Origin of the sequence: Kluyvera sp. STS39-E, from assembly GCF_040932435.1 — a bacterium.
In the GTDB taxonomy this organism is placed as follows: Bacteria; Pseudomonadota; Gammaproteobacteria; order Enterobacterales; family Enterobacteriaceae; genus Kluyvera.
The window spans coordinates 520,901-538,499 of sequence record NZ_JBFQGA010000002.1 but is presented as its reverse complement, the minus strand read 5'-3'; the positions used below and the strand labels follow the sequence as shown (position 1 = coordinate 538,499).

14 protein-coding genes are annotated in these 17,599 nt (G+C 56.6%); 6 read left to right on the top strand and 8 right to left on the bottom strand.

Annotated elements, in window-relative coordinates:
* Positions 1-21 precede the first annotated feature (21 nt).
* On the top strand, positions 22-1,437 hold the full coding sequence (gene mmuP, locus AB4K05_RS06080; RefSeq protein WP_368479083.1) for an S-methylmethionine permease: 1,416 nt from the start codon (positions 22-24) through the stop codon (positions 1,435-1,437).
* Positions 1,424-2,356, top strand: a complete 933-nt coding sequence (gene mmuM, locus AB4K05_RS06075) for a homocysteine S-methyltransferase (RefSeq protein WP_368479082.1) — start codon at positions 1,424-1,426, stop codon at positions 2,354-2,356. Before mmuP ends, mmuM begins: the two co-directional genes overlap by 14 nt.
* Positions 2,357-2,609: 253 nt before the next feature.
* Here the strand turns inward: mmuM and fbpC are convergent, their stop codons facing one another.
* The 6 genes from fbpC to AB4K05_RS06045 form a co-directional block, all read right to left on the bottom strand.
* Positions 2,610-3,656 carry a ferric ABC transporter ATP-binding protein gene (gene fbpC / locus AB4K05_RS06070; protein ID WP_368479081.1) on the bottom strand — a complete coding sequence of 349 codons (1,047 nt, stop codon included), beginning with the start codon at positions 3,654-3,656 and terminating at the stop codon, positions 2,610-2,612.
* Between the two features lie 11 nt (positions 3,657-3,667).
* Complete coding sequence (locus AB4K05_RS06065; RefSeq protein WP_368479080.1) at positions 3,668-5,746, bottom strand: ABC transporter permease; 2,079 nt, start codon at positions 5,744-5,746, stop codon at positions 3,668-3,670.
* Between the two features lie 70 nt (positions 5,747-5,816).
* The gene (locus tag AB4K05_RS06060) at positions 5,817-6,848 is read right to left on the bottom strand and encodes an ABC transporter substrate-binding protein (RefSeq protein WP_368479079.1); all 1,032 of its coding nucleotides are present in this window, start codon (positions 6,846-6,848) and stop codon (positions 5,817-5,819) included.
* Positions 6,845-8,149 carry an MFS transporter family glucose-6-phosphate receptor UhpC gene (gene uhpC / locus AB4K05_RS06055; RefSeq protein ID WP_368479078.1) on the bottom strand — a complete coding sequence of 435 codons (1,305 nt, stop codon included), beginning with the start codon at positions 8,147-8,149 and terminating at the stop codon, positions 6,845-6,847. Before uhpC ends, AB4K05_RS06060 begins: the two co-directional genes overlap by 4 nt.
* A gap of 85 nt (positions 8,150-8,234) precedes the next feature.
* Entirely contained in the window at positions 8,235-9,776 is a 1,542-nt protein-coding gene (locus tag AB4K05_RS06050; protein WP_368479077.1) for an MASE1 domain-containing protein, read from the bottom strand.
* Positions 9,776-10,405 carry a response regulator gene (locus tag AB4K05_RS06045; RefSeq protein ID WP_368479076.1) on the bottom strand — a complete coding sequence of 210 codons (630 nt, stop codon included), beginning with the start codon at positions 10,403-10,405 and terminating at the stop codon, positions 9,776-9,778. The genes AB4K05_RS06050 and AB4K05_RS06045 overlap by 1 nt, the downstream gene beginning before the upstream one ends.
* A gap of 255 nt (positions 10,406-10,660) precedes the next feature.
* On the opposite strand from AB4K05_RS06045, the gene tauA reads away from it, so the two are divergent.
* From tauA to tauD, 4 genes are read left to right on the top strand one after another with little or no spacing between them, the layout of a single operon-like run.
* Positions 10,661-11,623: a taurine ABC transporter substrate-binding protein gene (gene tauA, locus AB4K05_RS06040; protein ID WP_368479075.1), complete on the top strand. Its 963-nt coding sequence runs from the start codon at positions 10,661-10,663 to the stop codon at positions 11,621-11,623.
* Between the two features lie 10 nt (positions 11,624-11,633).
* Positions 11,634-12,401: a taurine ABC transporter ATP-binding subunit gene (gene tauB, locus AB4K05_RS06035; protein WP_368479074.1), complete on the top strand. Its 768-nt coding sequence runs from the start codon at positions 11,634-11,636 to the stop codon at positions 12,399-12,401.
* The gene (gene tauC, locus AB4K05_RS06030; RefSeq protein WP_368479073.1) at positions 12,398-13,225 is read left to right on the top strand and encodes a taurine ABC transporter permease TauC; all 828 of its coding nucleotides are present in this window, start codon (positions 12,398-12,400) and stop codon (positions 13,223-13,225) included. Before tauB ends, tauC begins: the two co-directional genes overlap by 4 nt.
* Positions 13,222-14,076: a taurine dioxygenase gene (tauD, locus tag AB4K05_RS06025; RefSeq protein WP_368479072.1), complete on the top strand. Its 855-nt coding sequence runs from the start codon at positions 13,222-13,224 to the stop codon at positions 14,074-14,076. The genes tauC and tauD overlap by 4 nt, the downstream gene beginning before the upstream one ends.
* A gap of 286 nt (positions 14,077-14,362) precedes the next feature.
* Here tauD and AB4K05_RS06020 read toward each other — a convergent pair whose 3' ends face one another.
* Together AB4K05_RS06020 and hemB are read right to left on the bottom strand one after the other, a co-directional pair.
* Positions 14,363-16,069, bottom strand: a complete 1,707-nt coding sequence (locus AB4K05_RS06020) for a lysophospholipid acyltransferase family protein (RefSeq protein WP_368479071.1) — start codon at positions 16,067-16,069, stop codon at positions 14,363-14,365.
* Positions 16,070-16,186: 117 nt separating this feature from the next.
* Positions 16,187-17,161 (bottom strand): porphobilinogen synthase, encoded by a 975-nt coding sequence (gene hemB / locus AB4K05_RS06015; protein ID WP_368479070.1) that lies wholly within the window; start codon positions 17,159-17,161, stop codon positions 16,187-16,189.
* Positions 17,162-17,599 lie beyond the last annotated feature (438 nt).

The window sequence follows — 17,599 nt, the reverse complement described above, 5'->3', positions numbered from 1 at the left end:
CCATACGTTTAGAAGGTAATAATGCAAACCACAGACACAACACAACAACAAGGTGGGCAATTAAAGCGCACCATGAAGACCCGTCACCTGATCATGCTGTCGCTCGGGGGCGTTATTGGCACAGGGCTTTTCTTTAATACCGGCTATATCATCTCCACCACCGGCGCGGCCGGCACGTTGCTTGCCTATCTTATTGGCGCAGTGGTGGTCTGGCTGGTGATGCAGTGTCTCGGCGAGCTGTCGGTGGCGATGCCGGAAACCGGCGCGTTTCATGTTTATGCGGCCCGCTACCTTGGCCCCGCGACCGGATACACCGTAGCGTGGCTCTACTGGCTGACCTGGACCGTGGCGCTTGGCTCAAGCTTTACTGCCGCCGGATTCTGTATGCAGTACTGGTTCCCGCAGGTTCCGGTGTGGATTTGGTGCATGCTGTTTTGCGTCATCATTTTTGCTCTTAACGTCATTTCAACGCGCTTCTTTGCGGAAGGGGAATTCTGGTTCTCGCTGGTGAAGGTGATTACCATCATCGCCTTTATCATCTTGGGCGGTGCGGCGGTATTCGGCTTTATCCCGATGGCGGATGGATCTGCCGCTCCGGGGCTTGCCAACATTACCGCCGAGGGCTGGTTCCCGCACGGCGGCCTGCCGATTCTGATGACCATGGTTGCAGTGAACTTCGCGTTTTCCGGGACCGAGCTAATTGGCATTGCCGCCGGGGAAACGGAAAATCCGCACAAGGTGATCCCGGTGGCCATCCGTACCACCATCGCGCGGCTGATTATTTTCTTTATCGGCACCGTTTTTGTACTGGCGGCGCTTATCCCGATGCAGCAGGCCGGCGTTGAGAAAAGCCCGTTTGTGCTGGTGTTTGAGAAGGTCGGCATTCCGTATGCGGCTGACATCTTTAACTTCGTGATCCTGACGGCCATTTTGTCCGCCGCAAACTCTGGGCTGTACGCCTCCGGACGCATGCTGTGGTCGCTTTCTAACGAACGCACATTGCCGCGCTGCTTCTCGCAGCTCAATAAAAATGGTGTGCCGCTGGTGGCACTGTCGGTGAGCATGCTGGGCGGTTTGCTGGCGCTGTTTTCTAGCATCATCGCGCCGGATACGGTGTTTGTCGCGCTGTCGGCAATTTCGGGCTTTGCGGTGGTGGCGGTGTGGATAAGCATCTGTGCGTCGCACTTTGTTTTCCGTCGTCGCCATCTGCAGCAGGGCAAAGCGCTGAGCGAACTGCAATACCGGGCACCGTGGTATCCCTTGGTGCCGGTGCTCGGTTTTGTCCTGTGCCTGGTTGCCTGCGTCGGACTGGCCTTTGATCCCTCACAGCGTATCGCGCTATGGTGCGGCCTGCCTTTTGTCGCGCTGTGTTATGGTGCTTACTATTTAACGCGTTCACGCCAAACCCAACAGGAGCCGCAGCATGCCGCAGAATAATCCTTTCACCGCCATTTTAAACGACAGCCCGTTCGTTGTGCTGGATGGGGCGATGGCGACGGAACTGGAGGCGCGTGGCTGCAACTTGGCGGACAGCCTATGGTCGGCAAAAGTGCTGATGGAAGAGCCGCAGCTGATTTACGACGTGCATCTCGACTACTTCCGCGCCGGGGCACAGGTGGCGATCACCGCCAGCTATCAGGCCACGCCGGAGGGCTTTGCGGCACGCGGTTTAGATGAGTCGCAGTCGCGGGCGCTTATTGCTCGCAGCGTTGAGCTGGCGCGTCAGGCACGCGAGGCTTACCAGGCAGAAAATCCGGCAGCCAAAGGGCTGCTGATTGCGGGTTCCGTGGGGCCTTACGGTGCCTACCTTGCCGATGGCTCGGAGTATCGCGGTGACTATCAACGCAGTGCGCAGGTGTTTGGCGATTTTCATCGCCCGCGCGTGGAGGCATTGCTGGAAGCGGGAGCCGATCTGCTGGCCTGCGAAACGCTGCCATCGTTTGATGAGATCCGCGCGCTAGCGCAACTGTTGACCGAGTATCCTGTTGCCCAAGCGTGGTTCTCGTTTACCCTGCGCGACTCGCAGCATCTTAGCGATGGCACACCGCTGTGCGATGTCGTGGCATTTCTAGCCGATTATCCGCAGATTCTGGCGGTGGGCATTAACTGCATTGCGCTGGAAAATACCGTGGATGCGCTGAGCTATCTGCACAGCCAAACGCCATTGCCGCTGGTGGTTTATCCCAACTCTGGCGAACACTATGACGCGGTCACCAAAACGTGGCATCACCATGGTGAAGCCTGTGCGACGCTGGAAGGCTATCTGCCGCAATGGCTGGCGGCGGGGGCGAAGCTTATCGGTGGCTGCTGCCGCACCACGCCGAAAGATATTGCGGCGCTGAAAGCCCATTGTTGAACCGAGTACATGTAGGCCTGATAAGCGCAGCGCCATCAGGCATTCCGCGCACGTTGCCGGATGGCGGCGTAAACGCCTTATCCGGCCTACAAGGTATATCAATATGTGCGAGCCTGTAGGCCTGATAAGCGTAGCGCCATCAGGCAGTTCGGGCATATTGCCGGATGGCGGCGAAACGCCTTATCCGGCCTACAAGGTATATCAATATGTGCGAGTTTGTAGGCCGGGTAAGCGCAGCGCCACCCGGCATTCATTACGCTGCATCTGCTAAAACAAACATGCCGTACGGGTGGATTTCAAGGTAATACTGCTCGCCAACATCCGGCTGCAAACGCGTGGCATTAACCTGCAACAAGATCTCCTGCCCGTGCCACTCCACCGTCACCTCATACTGCGGCCCCATATACGCCACGTGGCGAATGACGCAGCGCTGGCTCTCTTCGCCGCGATCGCTCAGGGTGATGGCCTCCGGGCGCACGCCGACCATGCCCTCGCCGTGGTTGGCGAAATGCAGCGGGCGCGGCAGACGGTAGCCGTAAATAGCCACCGCTTCCTCGCTAAAGGTCGCCGGGAACAGGTTGGCGTCACCCATAAAGCTCGCCATAAAGCGCGACGCGGGCTGACGATAGAGATCCTGCGGCGCCCCGATCTGCATAATATGACCCTTGTTCATCACCAGCACGGTATCGGAAACCGCAAAGGCTTCGCTCTGATCGTGGGTGACGTACAGTGAGGTGATATCAAACTGTTTTTGCAGATCGCGGATCTTGTCGCGCATGCTGCGGCGAAGGTTGGCGTCGAGGTTGCTCAGTGGTTCATCAAATAACAGCACCTTTGGCTTGAGGATCAGCGCGCGCGCCAGCGCCACGCGCTGCTGCTGTCCACCGGAAATCTGATCGACATAGCGATCTTCAAAACCTTCCAGATCGACCATCGCCAGCGCCTCTTTCACCCGTGCCTTCACATCGCCGCGCGACACGCCGAGCATCTTCAGGCCGTAGCCAACGTTTTCCCCCAGCGACATATGCGGGAACAGGGCGTAGGACTGAAACACCATGCAAATATCGCGCTGCTGAATAGAACGATGGGTGACGTCTTCACCATCAATGAAAATCTGTCCTTCGCTCGGTTTCTCCAGCCCGGCGACCAAGCGCAGAATGGTGGTTTTGCCGCAGCCGGAAGGGCCGAGCAGCGTCACCATTTGCCCCTGCGGGATGGTGAGATTGATGTTGTCGATAACCGTGTTGCTGCCGAAGCGCTTACTGACGTTGCGCAGTTCAACGAAATTTTTCTGGCTCATAGTGCGCTCCATTACGCCGGGTTTTTGGCTTTTGAACGGGAGGTGCGAGACTCTCCGATCAGCCAGTCAAAGATGAAAATAATTGCCAGCATCACCACGATCAGAATCGACCCGTAGGCGATAGCGACCCCGTATTCGCCATCTTCCACCCGGTTCAGGATGTAGGAAGTGGCCACGCGGGTGTCTGGCGTCACGAGGAATACGATGGCGCTGACGGTGGTAATGGCACGGACAAAGCTGTAGATCAGCGCCGACAGAATCGCCGGACGCAGCAGCGGTAACAGAATATGGGTGATGGTGCGCAAGCTTCCGGCGCGCAGGCTGAGCGAGGCTTCATCCAGAGATTTATCGATCTGCCCCAATCCGGCGATCCCGGCGCGAATGCCGACCGGCACGTTACGCATTACCATCGAGATAATCACAATCGCTGCCGTACCGGTGAGGTACACCGGAGCGCTGTTAAAGGCGAGGATATACGAGACACCCGCTACGGTGCCCGGTACCGCAAAGCACAGCATGGTGGTGAACTCGATGGTCTTTTTACCTTTGAACTGCTGGCGCACCACCACCCAGGCGATAAGCAAGCCGAAGGCGGCGGTGATTGGCGCGGCAATCCCGGCGTATAGCAGGGTGTCGAGCAGTGAAGGCCATGCGCCGTCGCTCATCCCTTGGCCGAACAGCTTGGTAAAGTTAGCCAGCGTCAGGGTGTAGTCCACGCCCCAGTTAACGGTGAAGCTGCCGTAGAAAATGCTGCCGTAGAGCAGGGCGTTAAAGGCGATCCACACCGCCAGCATCGCCACCACGCCCCATACCAGCGTGACCGGCAGCGGCTGTACGTCGCCGCGATAGGACTTACCGGAGACCGTGACGTAAGAGCGTTTGCCGATCCACATATACTGAATGCAGAACACCAGTAGTGAGAACAGCAGCAGGAATGCGCCGAGAGTACTGGCGGCCTGATAATCGAGCTGTGAGCCGGTGATATAGAAGTAGATTTGCGTTGCCAGCACGTCGAAGTTGCCGCCGAGCACCAGCGGGTTACTGAAGTCGGCTAACGACTGGACGATGACAATCAAAAAGGCATTGGCCAGCGCTGGCTTCAGCAGTGGCACAAACACGCCGTTAAAGGTCTGCCAGCGGCTGGCGCGCAGGGTATAGGAGGCTTCCTCCAGCGACGGATGAATGGTTTTGATTGCCCCGTCGAGGATCATAAACGCCATCGGCGTGAAGGCCAAAACCTGTGCCAGCCAGATGCCGGTGAAACCGTACAGCCAGTTGGTATTGGTCAGCCCGAACCACTCGACCATAAATTCGGTGATGTAGCCGGAGCGGCCCATCATCAGCGTGACGCCTAGGCCCACCACGAACGGCGGAGTGACGATCGGCAGAATCGAGAAAATGCGGCCAATAATGGCGCTGCGTTGGGCGATGCGGGTGGTGTAAATCGCCAGTACCAGCCCGAAGAAGGTGCAGCCGATGCCCACCGCGATCGACAGGGCGATGGAGTTGAGGATCACCTGAATGATATGCGCCTGCGACAGCACATTCATAAACGCCAGCGGTGCGAACTCACCCGCGTCGTTGGTGAACATCGGAATGAAAATGGCAATGCTCGGCCAGACGATAAAGACGCCAATCAGCGCCACGATGGTGACTAGCGAACCTATCACAAAACGGTCGCCGCCCAGCCATTCGAGGCGGGTGAGCGCCACGGTCATGATGGCCCCGAGTGCGACAAACAGCACGATTGTTGCGTAGCCTAAACCTCGGCCTTCAAGGGTGGCGCTGATGACGATAAAGGCCATACATAACAAGGCCCAACCGGCGTCAATATAGTGGCGGCTACGCTGCTCGCGCGCGGCCTCGGTAAACGGGCGGAACAGCAGCAGGCTCGGCAGGAGATACCATAGCCAGCTGATGTTCATCTGCGACCAGCCGTAGGCGGCGATAATTTCCTCACCCGTTGACTCCAGCAGGCCGTAATCCAGGCTCCAGCTTGGCAGCAGGGCGAACGCCAGCCAGCCCAGCAAAACCCAAAGGAATATCGCATCCCGCTTTTTCACGGGATGGAGTGCAAGTGTGTGTGACATAAGTTTTCCGGTGTTGTGTGTAGGCCCGGTAAGCGTGAGCGCCACCGGGCATTAACCGTAAAATGTGGGCTTATTTGCCCATCTTCACTTCGCTGACCCATTTATTGATCAGCGCTTTACGGACATCGGTGGAGCCGTATTTATCCATGTCGTAGTTGATGAGCTTCAGGTCGTCGAGCTTCAACGAGTTCGGCGAGGTTTCGGCGGTGGTGTTGGTCAGGATCTGATAGGACTTACCTTTCTTCCACGCCAGTTCCTGCGCTTCTTTCGACAGTACCCAATCAACGAACAGTTTGGCGTTATCGAGGTTACGCGCCCCTTTCAGGATGCTGACGCCGCCAATTTCATAACCGGTGCCTTCGCAAGGGGAGATAAGCTCCAGCGGCGCGCCTTGTTCTTTTTCCAGCGAGTAGTCGTGTAGGAAGCCGATGCCGATGGCGGTTTCACCGCGGGCGGCGTTACGCGCCGGGGCGATGCCGGATTTGGTGTACTGCGAGACGTTGGCATTGAGCTGTTTCAGGTAATCAAAGGCCTGATCTTCCCCCCACAGCTGGGCGAAGGTCGCCAGCGCGGTGTAGGCGGTGCCGGAGCTTTGTGGATCGGCAATCTGAATTTCGCCTTTGTATTCCGGCTTGGTCAGATCTTTCCAGCATTTTGGCACCGGTAAGTTTTTCTCTTTCAGGCGCTGGGTGTTGACGCCAAAACCGAGAATGCCGACGTATACCGCCGAGGAGTAGTTGCCTTTGAGCTTCGCCGGGTCGCGGAATTGCTCCATCACCTGTGACAGATTAGGTGATTGATAGGCCTGCAACAGGCCCATTTCACCGGCCTGAGACTGTGGATCAAGGGTGCCGCCGTACCAGACGTCCGCCTGCGGATTTTTCTTCTCGGCATCGACCTTCGCCAGCGTGCTGCCGGAGCCGTTGCGGATAAACGAGGTTTTGACATCATATTTCTCGCCGAAGGCTTTGGTTTCGGCTTCACACATTTCGTTGGTGGCACTGCAATAAACCACTAGGCGGCCTTTGGCGCTGGCCGCGCCGCTTAGTGTCGCCAAGGCAATGGCGGAGGCAATCAGGGTAGAGGTAAGCGTCAATTTCATTGTTTTATCCTTTGACTCAGAGAAGGAGTAATGCCCGCGATCAGCAGCGGCATCAGCAATAAACCCATCAGCACGGCGGCAACCGAGAGCAGACTGAACATTCCCGACCAGCCGTAGTGTTCAATAACCAGTGACAACGGCCAACCCGCCAGCGCGGCCCCCAGGTAGGCAAAAAGCCCGAGAAAACCGGTGATGGAGCCTGCCGCCGCTTTGTGTCCGCATTCGACGGCCGCAAGGCCAATCAGCATCTGTGGGCCGAAGACAAAAAAGCCCACCGTAAAGAAACAGACCGCCAACAGGGTGTAGTGGTGCACCGGTGCCAGCCATAGCGCGGCCACGGAGACCATTAATCCCAGCGTGAACAGCAAAATCATCGGCGCCCGCTGGCCGCTGAACAGCAGGTCCGAGCCCCAGCCGGCAAACAGCGCACCGAGCAATCCGCCCGCTTCAAACAGCATCACCGTGGCGTTGGCGCTGAGCAGGTTGACGCCGTGGCTTTCGGTCAGCCAGATATTGCCCCAATCGTTTAGGGCAATGCGGATCAGATAGACCAACACGTAAGAAACGCCCAACAGCCAAATCATCGGGTTTTTCAGCATGGTGGTACGCAACATCTGCCATAGCCCCATCGGCGGGCTTTGCTGCTGCTGGCGCAATTCCAGCGGGTCGTGCCGCCACTCGCCCACCGTTGGCAGCCCCTCTTGCTGTGGCGTCCCTTTCAGTTGCAGAGTGAGCCAGACGCCCAGCGCCATGCTGATAAAACCCGGTGCCAGCATCGCCGCCTGCCAGCCCCACCAATGGGCGGCAAAAGCGCTAATCAGCGGGATGATCGCCCCGCCGAGGTTGATCGACATATTCCAGCAGCCCCACCAGAAGCCACGCTCGTTGCGCGAATACCAGTGCGTCAGCAGCCGTGCGCAGGGCGGCCAGCCCCAGCCTTGGAAAAAACCGTTCAGCGCCCAGACTGCCAGCAGCAGCGGTATGGATTCGCCAAAGGCGAACACCACGTTCAGCAGGCCGGTGGCAAACAGCCCCGCACCCATAAACCAGCGCTGCCCGTGACTGTCGTGCCACAGCCCGGCGGTAAACTTCGACACGCCGTAGGTCAGGTAAAACAGCGAACCGAGCAGGCCGATGTCGCTTTTATCGAGCCCTAAATCCGTTTGCAAAGCCGGCAGCACGTAGTTCAGGCTTTTGCGCGTCAGGTAGAACGCCGCGTAGCCAATGACCATACACATCAGCAGCCGGGGGCGCAGCGCCCGGTATCGTTGGTCTATTTCGCGTGATGAGCGTGGGTGCATGGCCGTCTCCATTTGTGCTGACTATAGGGAAATGAAACTGAAAGGGGATGAGAGAAAGTCCGGGATGACTAAGACTTTTTCCTGGTTAGTTCGGGGTTTGTTGCAAATTTGTGGGCAGGTTAACAATTACCCGCGTCCCGTGCTGGGATTCGAGCGTCAGCTCACCGCCAAGGGCATTCACCCGCTCGCGCATGCCTTGAATGCCAAACCCGGATGGGTTTTCTGCGGCGATCCCTTTGCCGTTGTCGTCAACCACCAGATGCAAAGTAGGCCCCTGCTGGCGCAGCGTTATCGACACTCGGCTGGCGTCGGCGTGTTTGCAGACGTTATTCAGCAACTCTTGGAGTAGGCGGTACAGCGTAAAGCGAACGGTTTCATTTTCCGGCGTATGGGCCAGCTGATAATCAAAATGGCAGCGGATGCCCTGCTCGGCAAAAGCAAATTCGTTCACCAGATGATGCAGCGCGTCTTTGAACGCCAGCTCATCCAGCGCCGGGGGACGAAGCTGACGCAGCAGTAAGCGGGTGGAATGATGTATGCGTCGGGCCAGCAGGTTGATTTGGTTGGCGGCCTCCAGCGTTTGCGCCGTATCGGGCGCCCGCTTAACGAATTGAGACTGGATCTGAATGGCCGTGATGTTCTGGCCGATTTCATCGTGTAGCTCGCGCGCCAAGTTTTTACGGGTATCCTCTTCGCTACGGATCAGCTGTTCAGTAAGCGCCCGTCTGGCGGCAAGCTCAGACTCCAGCCGCTGGCGATAGTGGTGCAGGTTTTGCGCCAAATGCTGTTGGCGGCTGATGGCGATCCCCAGCCCGATGCCCAGCAGCGCTTGGGTGGCGAGAAAAATTTCCAGCTCAATCAGATTAATGAAGCCAACGCCAACCTGACGGGCGATGGTGATCATCATGCTGCCGAGCAGCCCGGAGAGCACGCCGCCTTGCCAGCCAAATTTCCACGCCATGACCACGTTTGGTAAAAACACCACGATCAGCAGCAGGCGTTCAATATCCGGCGACAGCACCATTTGCGTGCCGATGCCGATAATAAAAAACAGGCTGCACCAGATGATAAGCGAGGTGCGCAGCGGCGGGTTGCTGGTGTCCAGGCCGAGCAGGTGATATCGGTGCTGCTGGCGAAGAAATTCGTAAATCAGATAGACGAATGGCGTCAGCAGTACGCCACCGGTAAATGATGCTAGGCCAATGAGCATCGCCGGGCTTTGAACAAAGGGGGCGAGCAGCGCGGTATTGAGCAACGAGGTCACGGTAACGGCGGCCAGCAGCAGCGTTAGCCGCTGCCAGTAAAGAGGGAAACGGTGCCAGAAAGATTGCCCAATGCCCGCGGGGATAAGGCTGATGAACGGCGCGGCGAGCAGGACGTAGCCCGTTAATAACTGCTCGCTATGTAGCCAGAACAGCATGGCTACCGGCGGCGCGATGAGCGCAGGCCAATAGCGGCGTGAGAGCAATATCAGCAGGGCGAGATAGACGCCGTGCGGCAGGAACAACGCCGCCTGCTGGCCGTTGTGGGTCAGGTAAAAACCCAGCGTCCACAGCATCAGCCAGCTTGTTCCCCAGGCCAGCAGGATAAACAGCGAAATCACCCCGTGGCGAGCGGTGCGTGACATCAGTGCCCTGCCAGCAGTTGGTGGTCGAGGGCGAAATGCACAAGTTCGATGGTGCTGTGGCATTGCAGCTTACCGAGGACGTTGGCGCGGTGGACGTGTACCGTTTTATGGCTGAGATCGAGCTGAAAGGCGATTTCCTTAACACTGTTTCCTTTGACCAATAAATCGAAGACCTCCCGCTCACGAGGGGTGAGAATATCCAGCACCGGTGAAGGCTGCCCGCCGCCGCGTAACGCTCGCAGCGCATCCGCGCACAGGTAGTGGCCGCCCAGGCCCACGGAACGCACCGCTTGTACCAGCTCTTCCGGCCCGCAGCGTTTGGTCAAATAGCCGCTGGCCCCGGCGTCCAGCGCGCTCTGCACAAAGGTTGGCGCATCATAAATGCTGAGAATAATGGCGCGAAACTGTGGTTTCTGTGCGCGCAGACGCTTGAGCAGGCTGAGCCCGTTTTCGTCCGGCATGGCGATATCCATCACCGCGACGTTGACCTCATCGCCCAGCAGCGCGGGCCACGCTTCCGCGGCGCTGCTGTACTGCCCGATGACCTGCAAATCATCTTCAAGGCTTAACAATTGCGCGAAGCCGGAGCGCACCACCACATGGTCATCTACCAGCACAATATGAATCATGATGTTGCTCTCCCGCCCAATAATGGTCTCTATGATGCCTGCCGCCGCTGCGCTGGCAATCATCGGGGCGCGGATATGCAATGAATGTAACAAAATCGTAATATTGTGGGCCGCAGGGCGTAATGAGCAAAATGGCTAACCATTGCCGCTTTTTTTCTAAAAACGCTTTGCTATTAGCCAGAATTTTTAATTCCTTTATCAAAATCGGCCGCAACGAAATACTGCCTCCATAACAAGACAAAGGGGCAGACAATCATGGCTATTTCATCGCGTAACGCACTTCTCGCCGCACTGGCATTGATCGCATTCCAGGCGCAGGCCGTGGACGTCACCATCGCTTATCAAACCTCCGCTGAGCCCGCCAAAGTGGCGCAGGCGGACAACACCTTCGAAAAATTAAGCGGCGCAAAGCCGGACTGGCGCAAGTTTGATAGCGGCGCGAGCATTGTGCGGGCATTAGCTTCTGGCGACGTGCAGATTGGCAACCTTGGCTCAAGCCCGTTAGCAGTTGCCGCCAGCCAACAGGTGCCAATTGAGGTGTTCCTGCTGGCCTCACAGTTGGGCAATTCCGAGGCGTTAGTGGTGAAAAAGACCATCAGCAAGCCGGAGGACCTGATCGGCAAACGTATCGCCGTACCGTTTATTTCCACCACCCACTACAGCCTGCTGGCGGCGCTGAAACATTGGGGTATCAAGCCAGGCCAGGTGCAAATTGTGAATCTTCAGCCGCCGGCGATTATTGCTGCTTGGCAGCGCGGTGACATTGACGGTGCATACGTTTGGGCACCGGCGGTTAATGCGCTGGAAAAAGACGGCGCCGTGCTGACCGACTCGTCGAAAGTGGGGGAGTGGGGCGCGCCGACGCTGGATGTATGGGTTGTGCGCAAAGATTTCGCTGAGAAGCATCCTGAGGTGGTGAAAGCCTTCGCCAAAAGCGCGATTGATGCCCAGCGCGGCTATATCGATAACCCGGAACAATGGCTGGCCCAGCCGGATAACATCAGCAAACTGTCGCGTCTGAGCGGCGTGCCGGAAGCGGACGTGCCGGGGTTGGTTAAGGGCAATACCTATCTCACCGCCGAACAACAGGCGCAGGCGCTGAATGGCCCGGTGAACAAGGCGATTGTCGATACCGCGCAGTTCCTTAAAGCGCAGGGCAAAGTGCCGAATGTCGCGACCGACTACAGCCAGTACGTTACCGACCGTTTTGTGAAGTAAGGAGGCTGTGATGCTGCAAATCTCGCATCTTTCTGCCGATTACGGCGGCAAACCGGCGCTGGCGGATATTAATCTCACGCTGGATAGCGGCGAACTGCTGGTGGTGCTGGGGCCGTCCGGCTGCGGCAAAACTACGCTGCTGAACCTGGTTGCCGGATTTGTGCCTTATCAGCATGGCAGCATCACCCTTGATGGCAACCGTGTTGAAGGCCCTGGCGCCGATCGCGGCGTTGTTTTCCAAAATGAAGGGCTGCTGCCGTGGCGTAACGTGCAGGACAATGTGGCGCTGGGGTTGCAGTTGGCAGGTGTCAGTAAAACCGAGCGTCGAGAAATTGCCGCGCAGATGCTGAAAAAGGTGGGGCTGGAGGGCGCGGAAAAGCGCTTTATCTGGCAACTTTCCGGCGGTCAGCGCCAGCGCGTTGGTATTGCTCGTGCGCTGGCGGCTAATCCGCAATTGCTGCTGTTGGATGAACCGTTCGGTGCGCTTGATGCCTTTACTCGTGAGCAGATGCAGACCCTGCTGCTAAAGCTGTGGCATGAGACGGGTAAAAAGGTGCTGCTTATTACCCACGATATTGAAGAAGCGATTTTCATGGCTACCGAACTGGTGCTGCTGTCGCCGGGGCCGGGGCGCGTACTGGAACGCTTGCCGCTTGATTTCGGTCGTCGTTTTGTCGCCGGAGAAGCATGCCGCAGCATTAAATCCGATCCGCGTTTTATCGAACAGCGCGAATACGTGTTGAGCCGGGTGTTTGAACAAAGAGAGGCTTTCTCATGAGCGTAGTGATTAGCGATAAGCCGCGCCAGCGTGCGCCGAAGCTGCGTTGGCCGTTCTCTCGTCATGTGACGCTGAGCCTGACGACGCTGGCGGTACTGCTGGCTATCTGGTGGGCGGTCACCAGCGCGCAGTTGATAAGCCCGCTGTTTCTGCCAGCGCCCGGTCAGGTGCTGCACAAGCTGTTCGCCATCGCCAGCCCACAGGGCTTTATGGATGCCACGCTTTGGCAGCATTTGGCGGCGAGTCTGGCAAGGATCTTGGTGGCGCTGCTGGCGGCAACGGTAATTGGTATTCCGGTTGGTATCGCGATGGGGTTAAGCCCGACGGTGCGCGGGATTCTTGATCCGCTGATTGAGCTGTATCGCCCGGTGCCGCCGCTGGCCTATTTGCCGCTGATGGTTATCTGGTTTGGTATTGGCGAAACCTCGAAGGTGCTACTGATTTATCTGGCGATTTTTGCCCCAGTTGCAATGTCAGCACTCGCGGGCGTTAAAAGCGCTCAGCAGGTACGCATTCGCGCCGCTCAGTCGCTGGGCGCAAGCCGTGCGCAGGTGTTGTGGCTGGTGATTTTGCCCAGCGCGCTGCCGGAAATTTTAACCGGGTTGCGCATTGGTCTTGGCGTTGGCTGGTCTACGTTGGTGGCCGCCGAGCTTATCGCCGCCACCCGAGGTTTAGGTTTTATGGTGCAATCTGCCGGTGAATTTTTAGCCACCGATGTGGTGCTGGCTGGGATTGCGGTGATAGCGATTATCGCCTTCGGTTTGGAATTAGGGCTGCGAGCGCTGCAGCGCCGCCTGACCCCGTGGCATGGAGAAGTACAATGAGTGAACGTCTGGCTATTACCCCGTTGGGACCATATATTGGCGCGCAAATTTCCGGTGCGGATTTAACTCGCCCGCTCAGCGATAATCAGTTTGAGCAGCTGTATCATGCGGTTCTGCGCCACCAGGTGGTGTTTCTGCGCGAGCAGTTGATCACTCCCGAGCAGCAGCGCGAGCTGGCGCTGCGCTTTGGTGATTTGCATATCCATCCGGTCTACCCGCATGCGCCGGGCGTGGACGAAATTATCGTGCTGGATACCCATGACGATAATCCACCGGATAACGACAACTGGCATACCGACGTCACCTTTATCGAAACCCCTCCGGCGGGGGCGATTTTGGCGGCTAAAGAGCTGCCGTCAAGCGGCGGCGATACCTTGTGGACCAGCGGTATTGCAGCTTATGAGGCACTATCAGCACCGTTTAAAGCCCTGCTAAGCGGCCTGCATGCCGAGCACGATTTCCGTAAATCGTTCCAAGAGTATAAGTACCGTAAAACGGAGGAAGAACATCAGCGTTGGCTGGAGGCGGTCGCGAAGAACCCGCCGCTGTTGCATCCGGTGGTACGAACACACCCGGTGAGCGGTAAACAGGCACTGTTCGTGAACGAAGGTTTTACCACCCGAATTGTCGATGTGACGGAGAAAGAGAGCGAGGCGCTGCTGAGTTTCCTGTTTGCTCACGTGACCAAGCCCGAATTTCAGGTGCGCTGGCGCTGGCAGCCCAACGATGTAGCGATTTGGGATAACCGGGTGACGCAGCATTATGCCAATGCCGATTATCTGCCGCAGCGGCGGATTATGCACCGGGCGACAATTCTGGGGGATAAACCGTTTTATCGTGCCACACCGTAGGCCGGATACACGCCGCACCATCCGGCAGGACACGGCACATTGCCGGGTGGCGGCGTAAACGCCTTATCCGGCCTACGCTATGCACCGATATACCGTTGATAACGGTCCTACCGTAGGCTGGATAAGCGCAGCGCCATCCGGCGAGAGGCTGCACACATTGCCGGATGGCTGCGTAAACGCCTTATCCGGCCTACGCTATGCACCAATATACCGTTGATAACGGTCCTACCGTAGGCCGGATACACTCAGCGCCATCCGGCAGGGTGAGGCACATTGCCGGATGACACTAAGATCCTAGATGTGCGCCGATATACCGCTGATAACGATTCGCTTTGAGAAACGTTAAATCCACCAGTACCAGCCCATCCACACAGTTGTTGAAATCCGGGTCGCTGCCGAAGTCAATAAACTGCACGCCACCCGGCTCGCACACTTCCGAATACTGCTTGTAGAGCGGCGGGATACCGCAGCCGAGGTTACCGAGCAGTGATTTTAGCCGCGTGAGATCTTCACTGTAATCCTCGCCGCCGAACTGCGCTAACACGTCAGGGAGCGACGCCGGATAGGGACGGCGTGATTGCGCTAGCGGATGGGTGGCAGGGAACCACAGACGATAAAAGGCCACCAGCAGATCGCGTGCCGCAGGCGGCAGGCCGCCGGAAATCGAGACCGGGCCGAAAAGATAGCGATAGTGCGGATAGCGCGCCAGATAGGCGCCGATTCCGGACCACAGATAATCCAGCCCGCGGCGTCCCCAGTAGCGCGGCTGAATAAAGCTGCGCCCCAATTCGATACCGTGCTGCAGAATATCATCCATGCGCGCATCGTAATGGAACAGGCTATAGCTGTAGATGCCGTCCAGCCCGCGTTTTTCCAACTGCGTCGCAGTTGGCATAAAGCGGTAGGCTCCGACGATCTCCAAATCCGCTTCATCCCATAAAATCAGATGCAAATAGTCATCATCATAGCCATCGACGTCACGACGTTTACCGCTGCCTTCTCCTACCGCCCGAAAAGCGATTTCACGCAGACGCCCTAGCTCGCGCAGCAGCGGCGCGTCGTCCTGTCCGTTACGCTGCCACAGGTAGATGACCTTGCCATCCGCCGTGCGCCCCAGACATTCTGCTTGGTTGAGCTCGCGCTTTAGTAATGCACGAGGTTCCGGGCGAGCGATGGCGCTCTCGGTTTTGAATAACCCTGGCAGATTTTTGCCCACAAGATGAAGGTGGCGATAGCATTTGTCCGCCATTTCACGAGGCGTGCTTTGCGGGTTAAACCATGCCGACCAAGCAATCTGTTTACCAATACTGATCGGCAGGCTGCCGTTGCGGCGACGGAACATTTGCTGCATCAAAAGCAGAAGCGGCAGGTTGGGTGATACCAGCGTGCTGGCGTAAAACAGGGCACTGTTGCGGGCATCAATCCAGGCGGGCAATAGCGGCGCACGGTATTTGGCGGCGAGTTTAATAAAGCCTGAATGCCATTTTTTATCACGAATGCCGCGACGGCTGAGGCGTGAGACTTCACCTGCCGGAAAGAAGATCAGTACGCCACCGTTTTGTAGCTGGGCGTCCATCTGCTGGAGCGCCGATTTAGCGGTCTTACCGTTAATATTGTCGACGGGGATAAACAGTGAGCTTAGCGGTTCAAGGTGGGTCAACATGCGGTTGGTGACGACTTTCACATCGCGACGCACGCGGGAAACGGCGTAGAGTAAAGCCAGCCCGTCGAGTGTACCGGTGGGGTGGTTGGCGATGATAACCAGTGGCCCCTGTTCGGGGATTTGCTCCAAACTTTGCACTGTTATATCGCAGTGAATGTTCAGGTGTTCCAGCACCTGCTCAACCGAATCTATTCCCTTTAGGTGGCGGTGACGTGCCGCAAACTGTTGAAATTCCTCTTCATGCAGCAGTTTTTTGAGTATTTTCTTTTGCCAGGTCGCAGGCCTCGCCTGAGGCCACAGGTCGTCGATGACGTTGTCGAGACTAAACATAGCGGCTCCTCTTCTGTGCTGTCTCGACAGTAGAAGGGGGAGATGTCGTTTATATGGCGGTTTGATGACGTTTTATGATGAGGAAAAACGCCCCGCAAAAGCAGGGCGTGGGAGGCATTAACGCAGGATTTTCTTCTCGGCTAAATCAAGTGCGAAGTAGCTAAAGATAAGGTCTGCGCCCGCGCGTTTGATGGCGCCGAGGCTTTCCAGTACGACTTTTTCTTCGTCAATTGCGCCTGCCTGAGCGGCGAATTTGATCATCGCGTATTCGCCGCTAACTTGGTAAGCGCCAATTGGTAGTTCGGTGCGTTCACGGATATCGCGCAGAATATCCAAATAAGCGCCAGCCGGTTTCACCATCAGGCAATCTGCGCCTTGAGCTTCGTCCAGCAGCGACTCACGAATCGCTTCACGGCGATTCATTGGGTTCATCTGGTAGGTTTTGCGGTCGCCTTTCAGCGCGGTGCCAGCCGCTTCACGGAACGGGCCGTAGAAGGAAGAGGCAAATTTGGTGGAGTAGGACATGATGGCGGTGTCGGTGAACCCAGCGGCGTCAAGCGCTTGGCGAATGGCCTGCACTTGGCCGTCCATCGCGGCGGATGGGGCGATGAAGTCGGCACCGGCCGCTGCGGCAACAACCGCTTGCTTGCCAAGGTTCGCCAGCGTCAGATCGTTATCAACACCGTGTTCGCACAGCACACCGCAGTGGCCGTGAGAAGTGTATTCGCAGAAACAGGTATCGGACATGACGATCATCTCCGGTACGGTTTGCTTGCAGATACGTGACATGCGCGCTACGAGGCCGTCTTCTTTCCACGCGTCGCTGCCGGTGTCATCGGTATGGTGGGAGATGCCGAAGGTCATCACCGAGCGAATACCTGCGTTGGCAATACGTTCGATCTCGCGCGCCAGGTGCTTTTCCGGAATGCGCATCACGCCGGGCATGGCTTCGATGGCTTTGTAATCGTTAATTTCTTCTTCAACAAAGATCGGCAACACCAGGTCGTTTAAGCTCAGTGTTGTCTCTTCAAACATAGCGCGCAGCGCAGGAGATTTGCGCAGGCGGCGGGGGCGATGGAGTAAGTCTGTCATGGTATGCCTGATGTTTGTGAAACAAGGAGTGCCATTGTAACCGAATCATAGGCTGAATGTTTTACTAAAGTGGTGGTTATGAGGAGCAAGGCCGAGTCGGAAAAAAGTGTATTCAGGATGAAAAACCAGTCGCTTCATAATTTTATTTTCTAATGGAAATAAAATAATTATACGTTTCGTATATATATTTTATGTGTGTTTTTTGTTTTTTTATTAGTGTCTTTTTTATGTTTATTAAATAAATGAATATAATACTTATAAAGTTATTTGCTTTGTGAATTCTGGTTCCTTATTTATATAGGTGATGTGTTTGATTCCCTTTGCTAATGTTTTTATATCTGGCTGTATTTTATGATTTTTTTATTTTTATTGCCGTCTTTATATAATTGTTAGAAGTGCTAAATCGAACTTTTGTTAAACTGGAATTGAACCATTTGT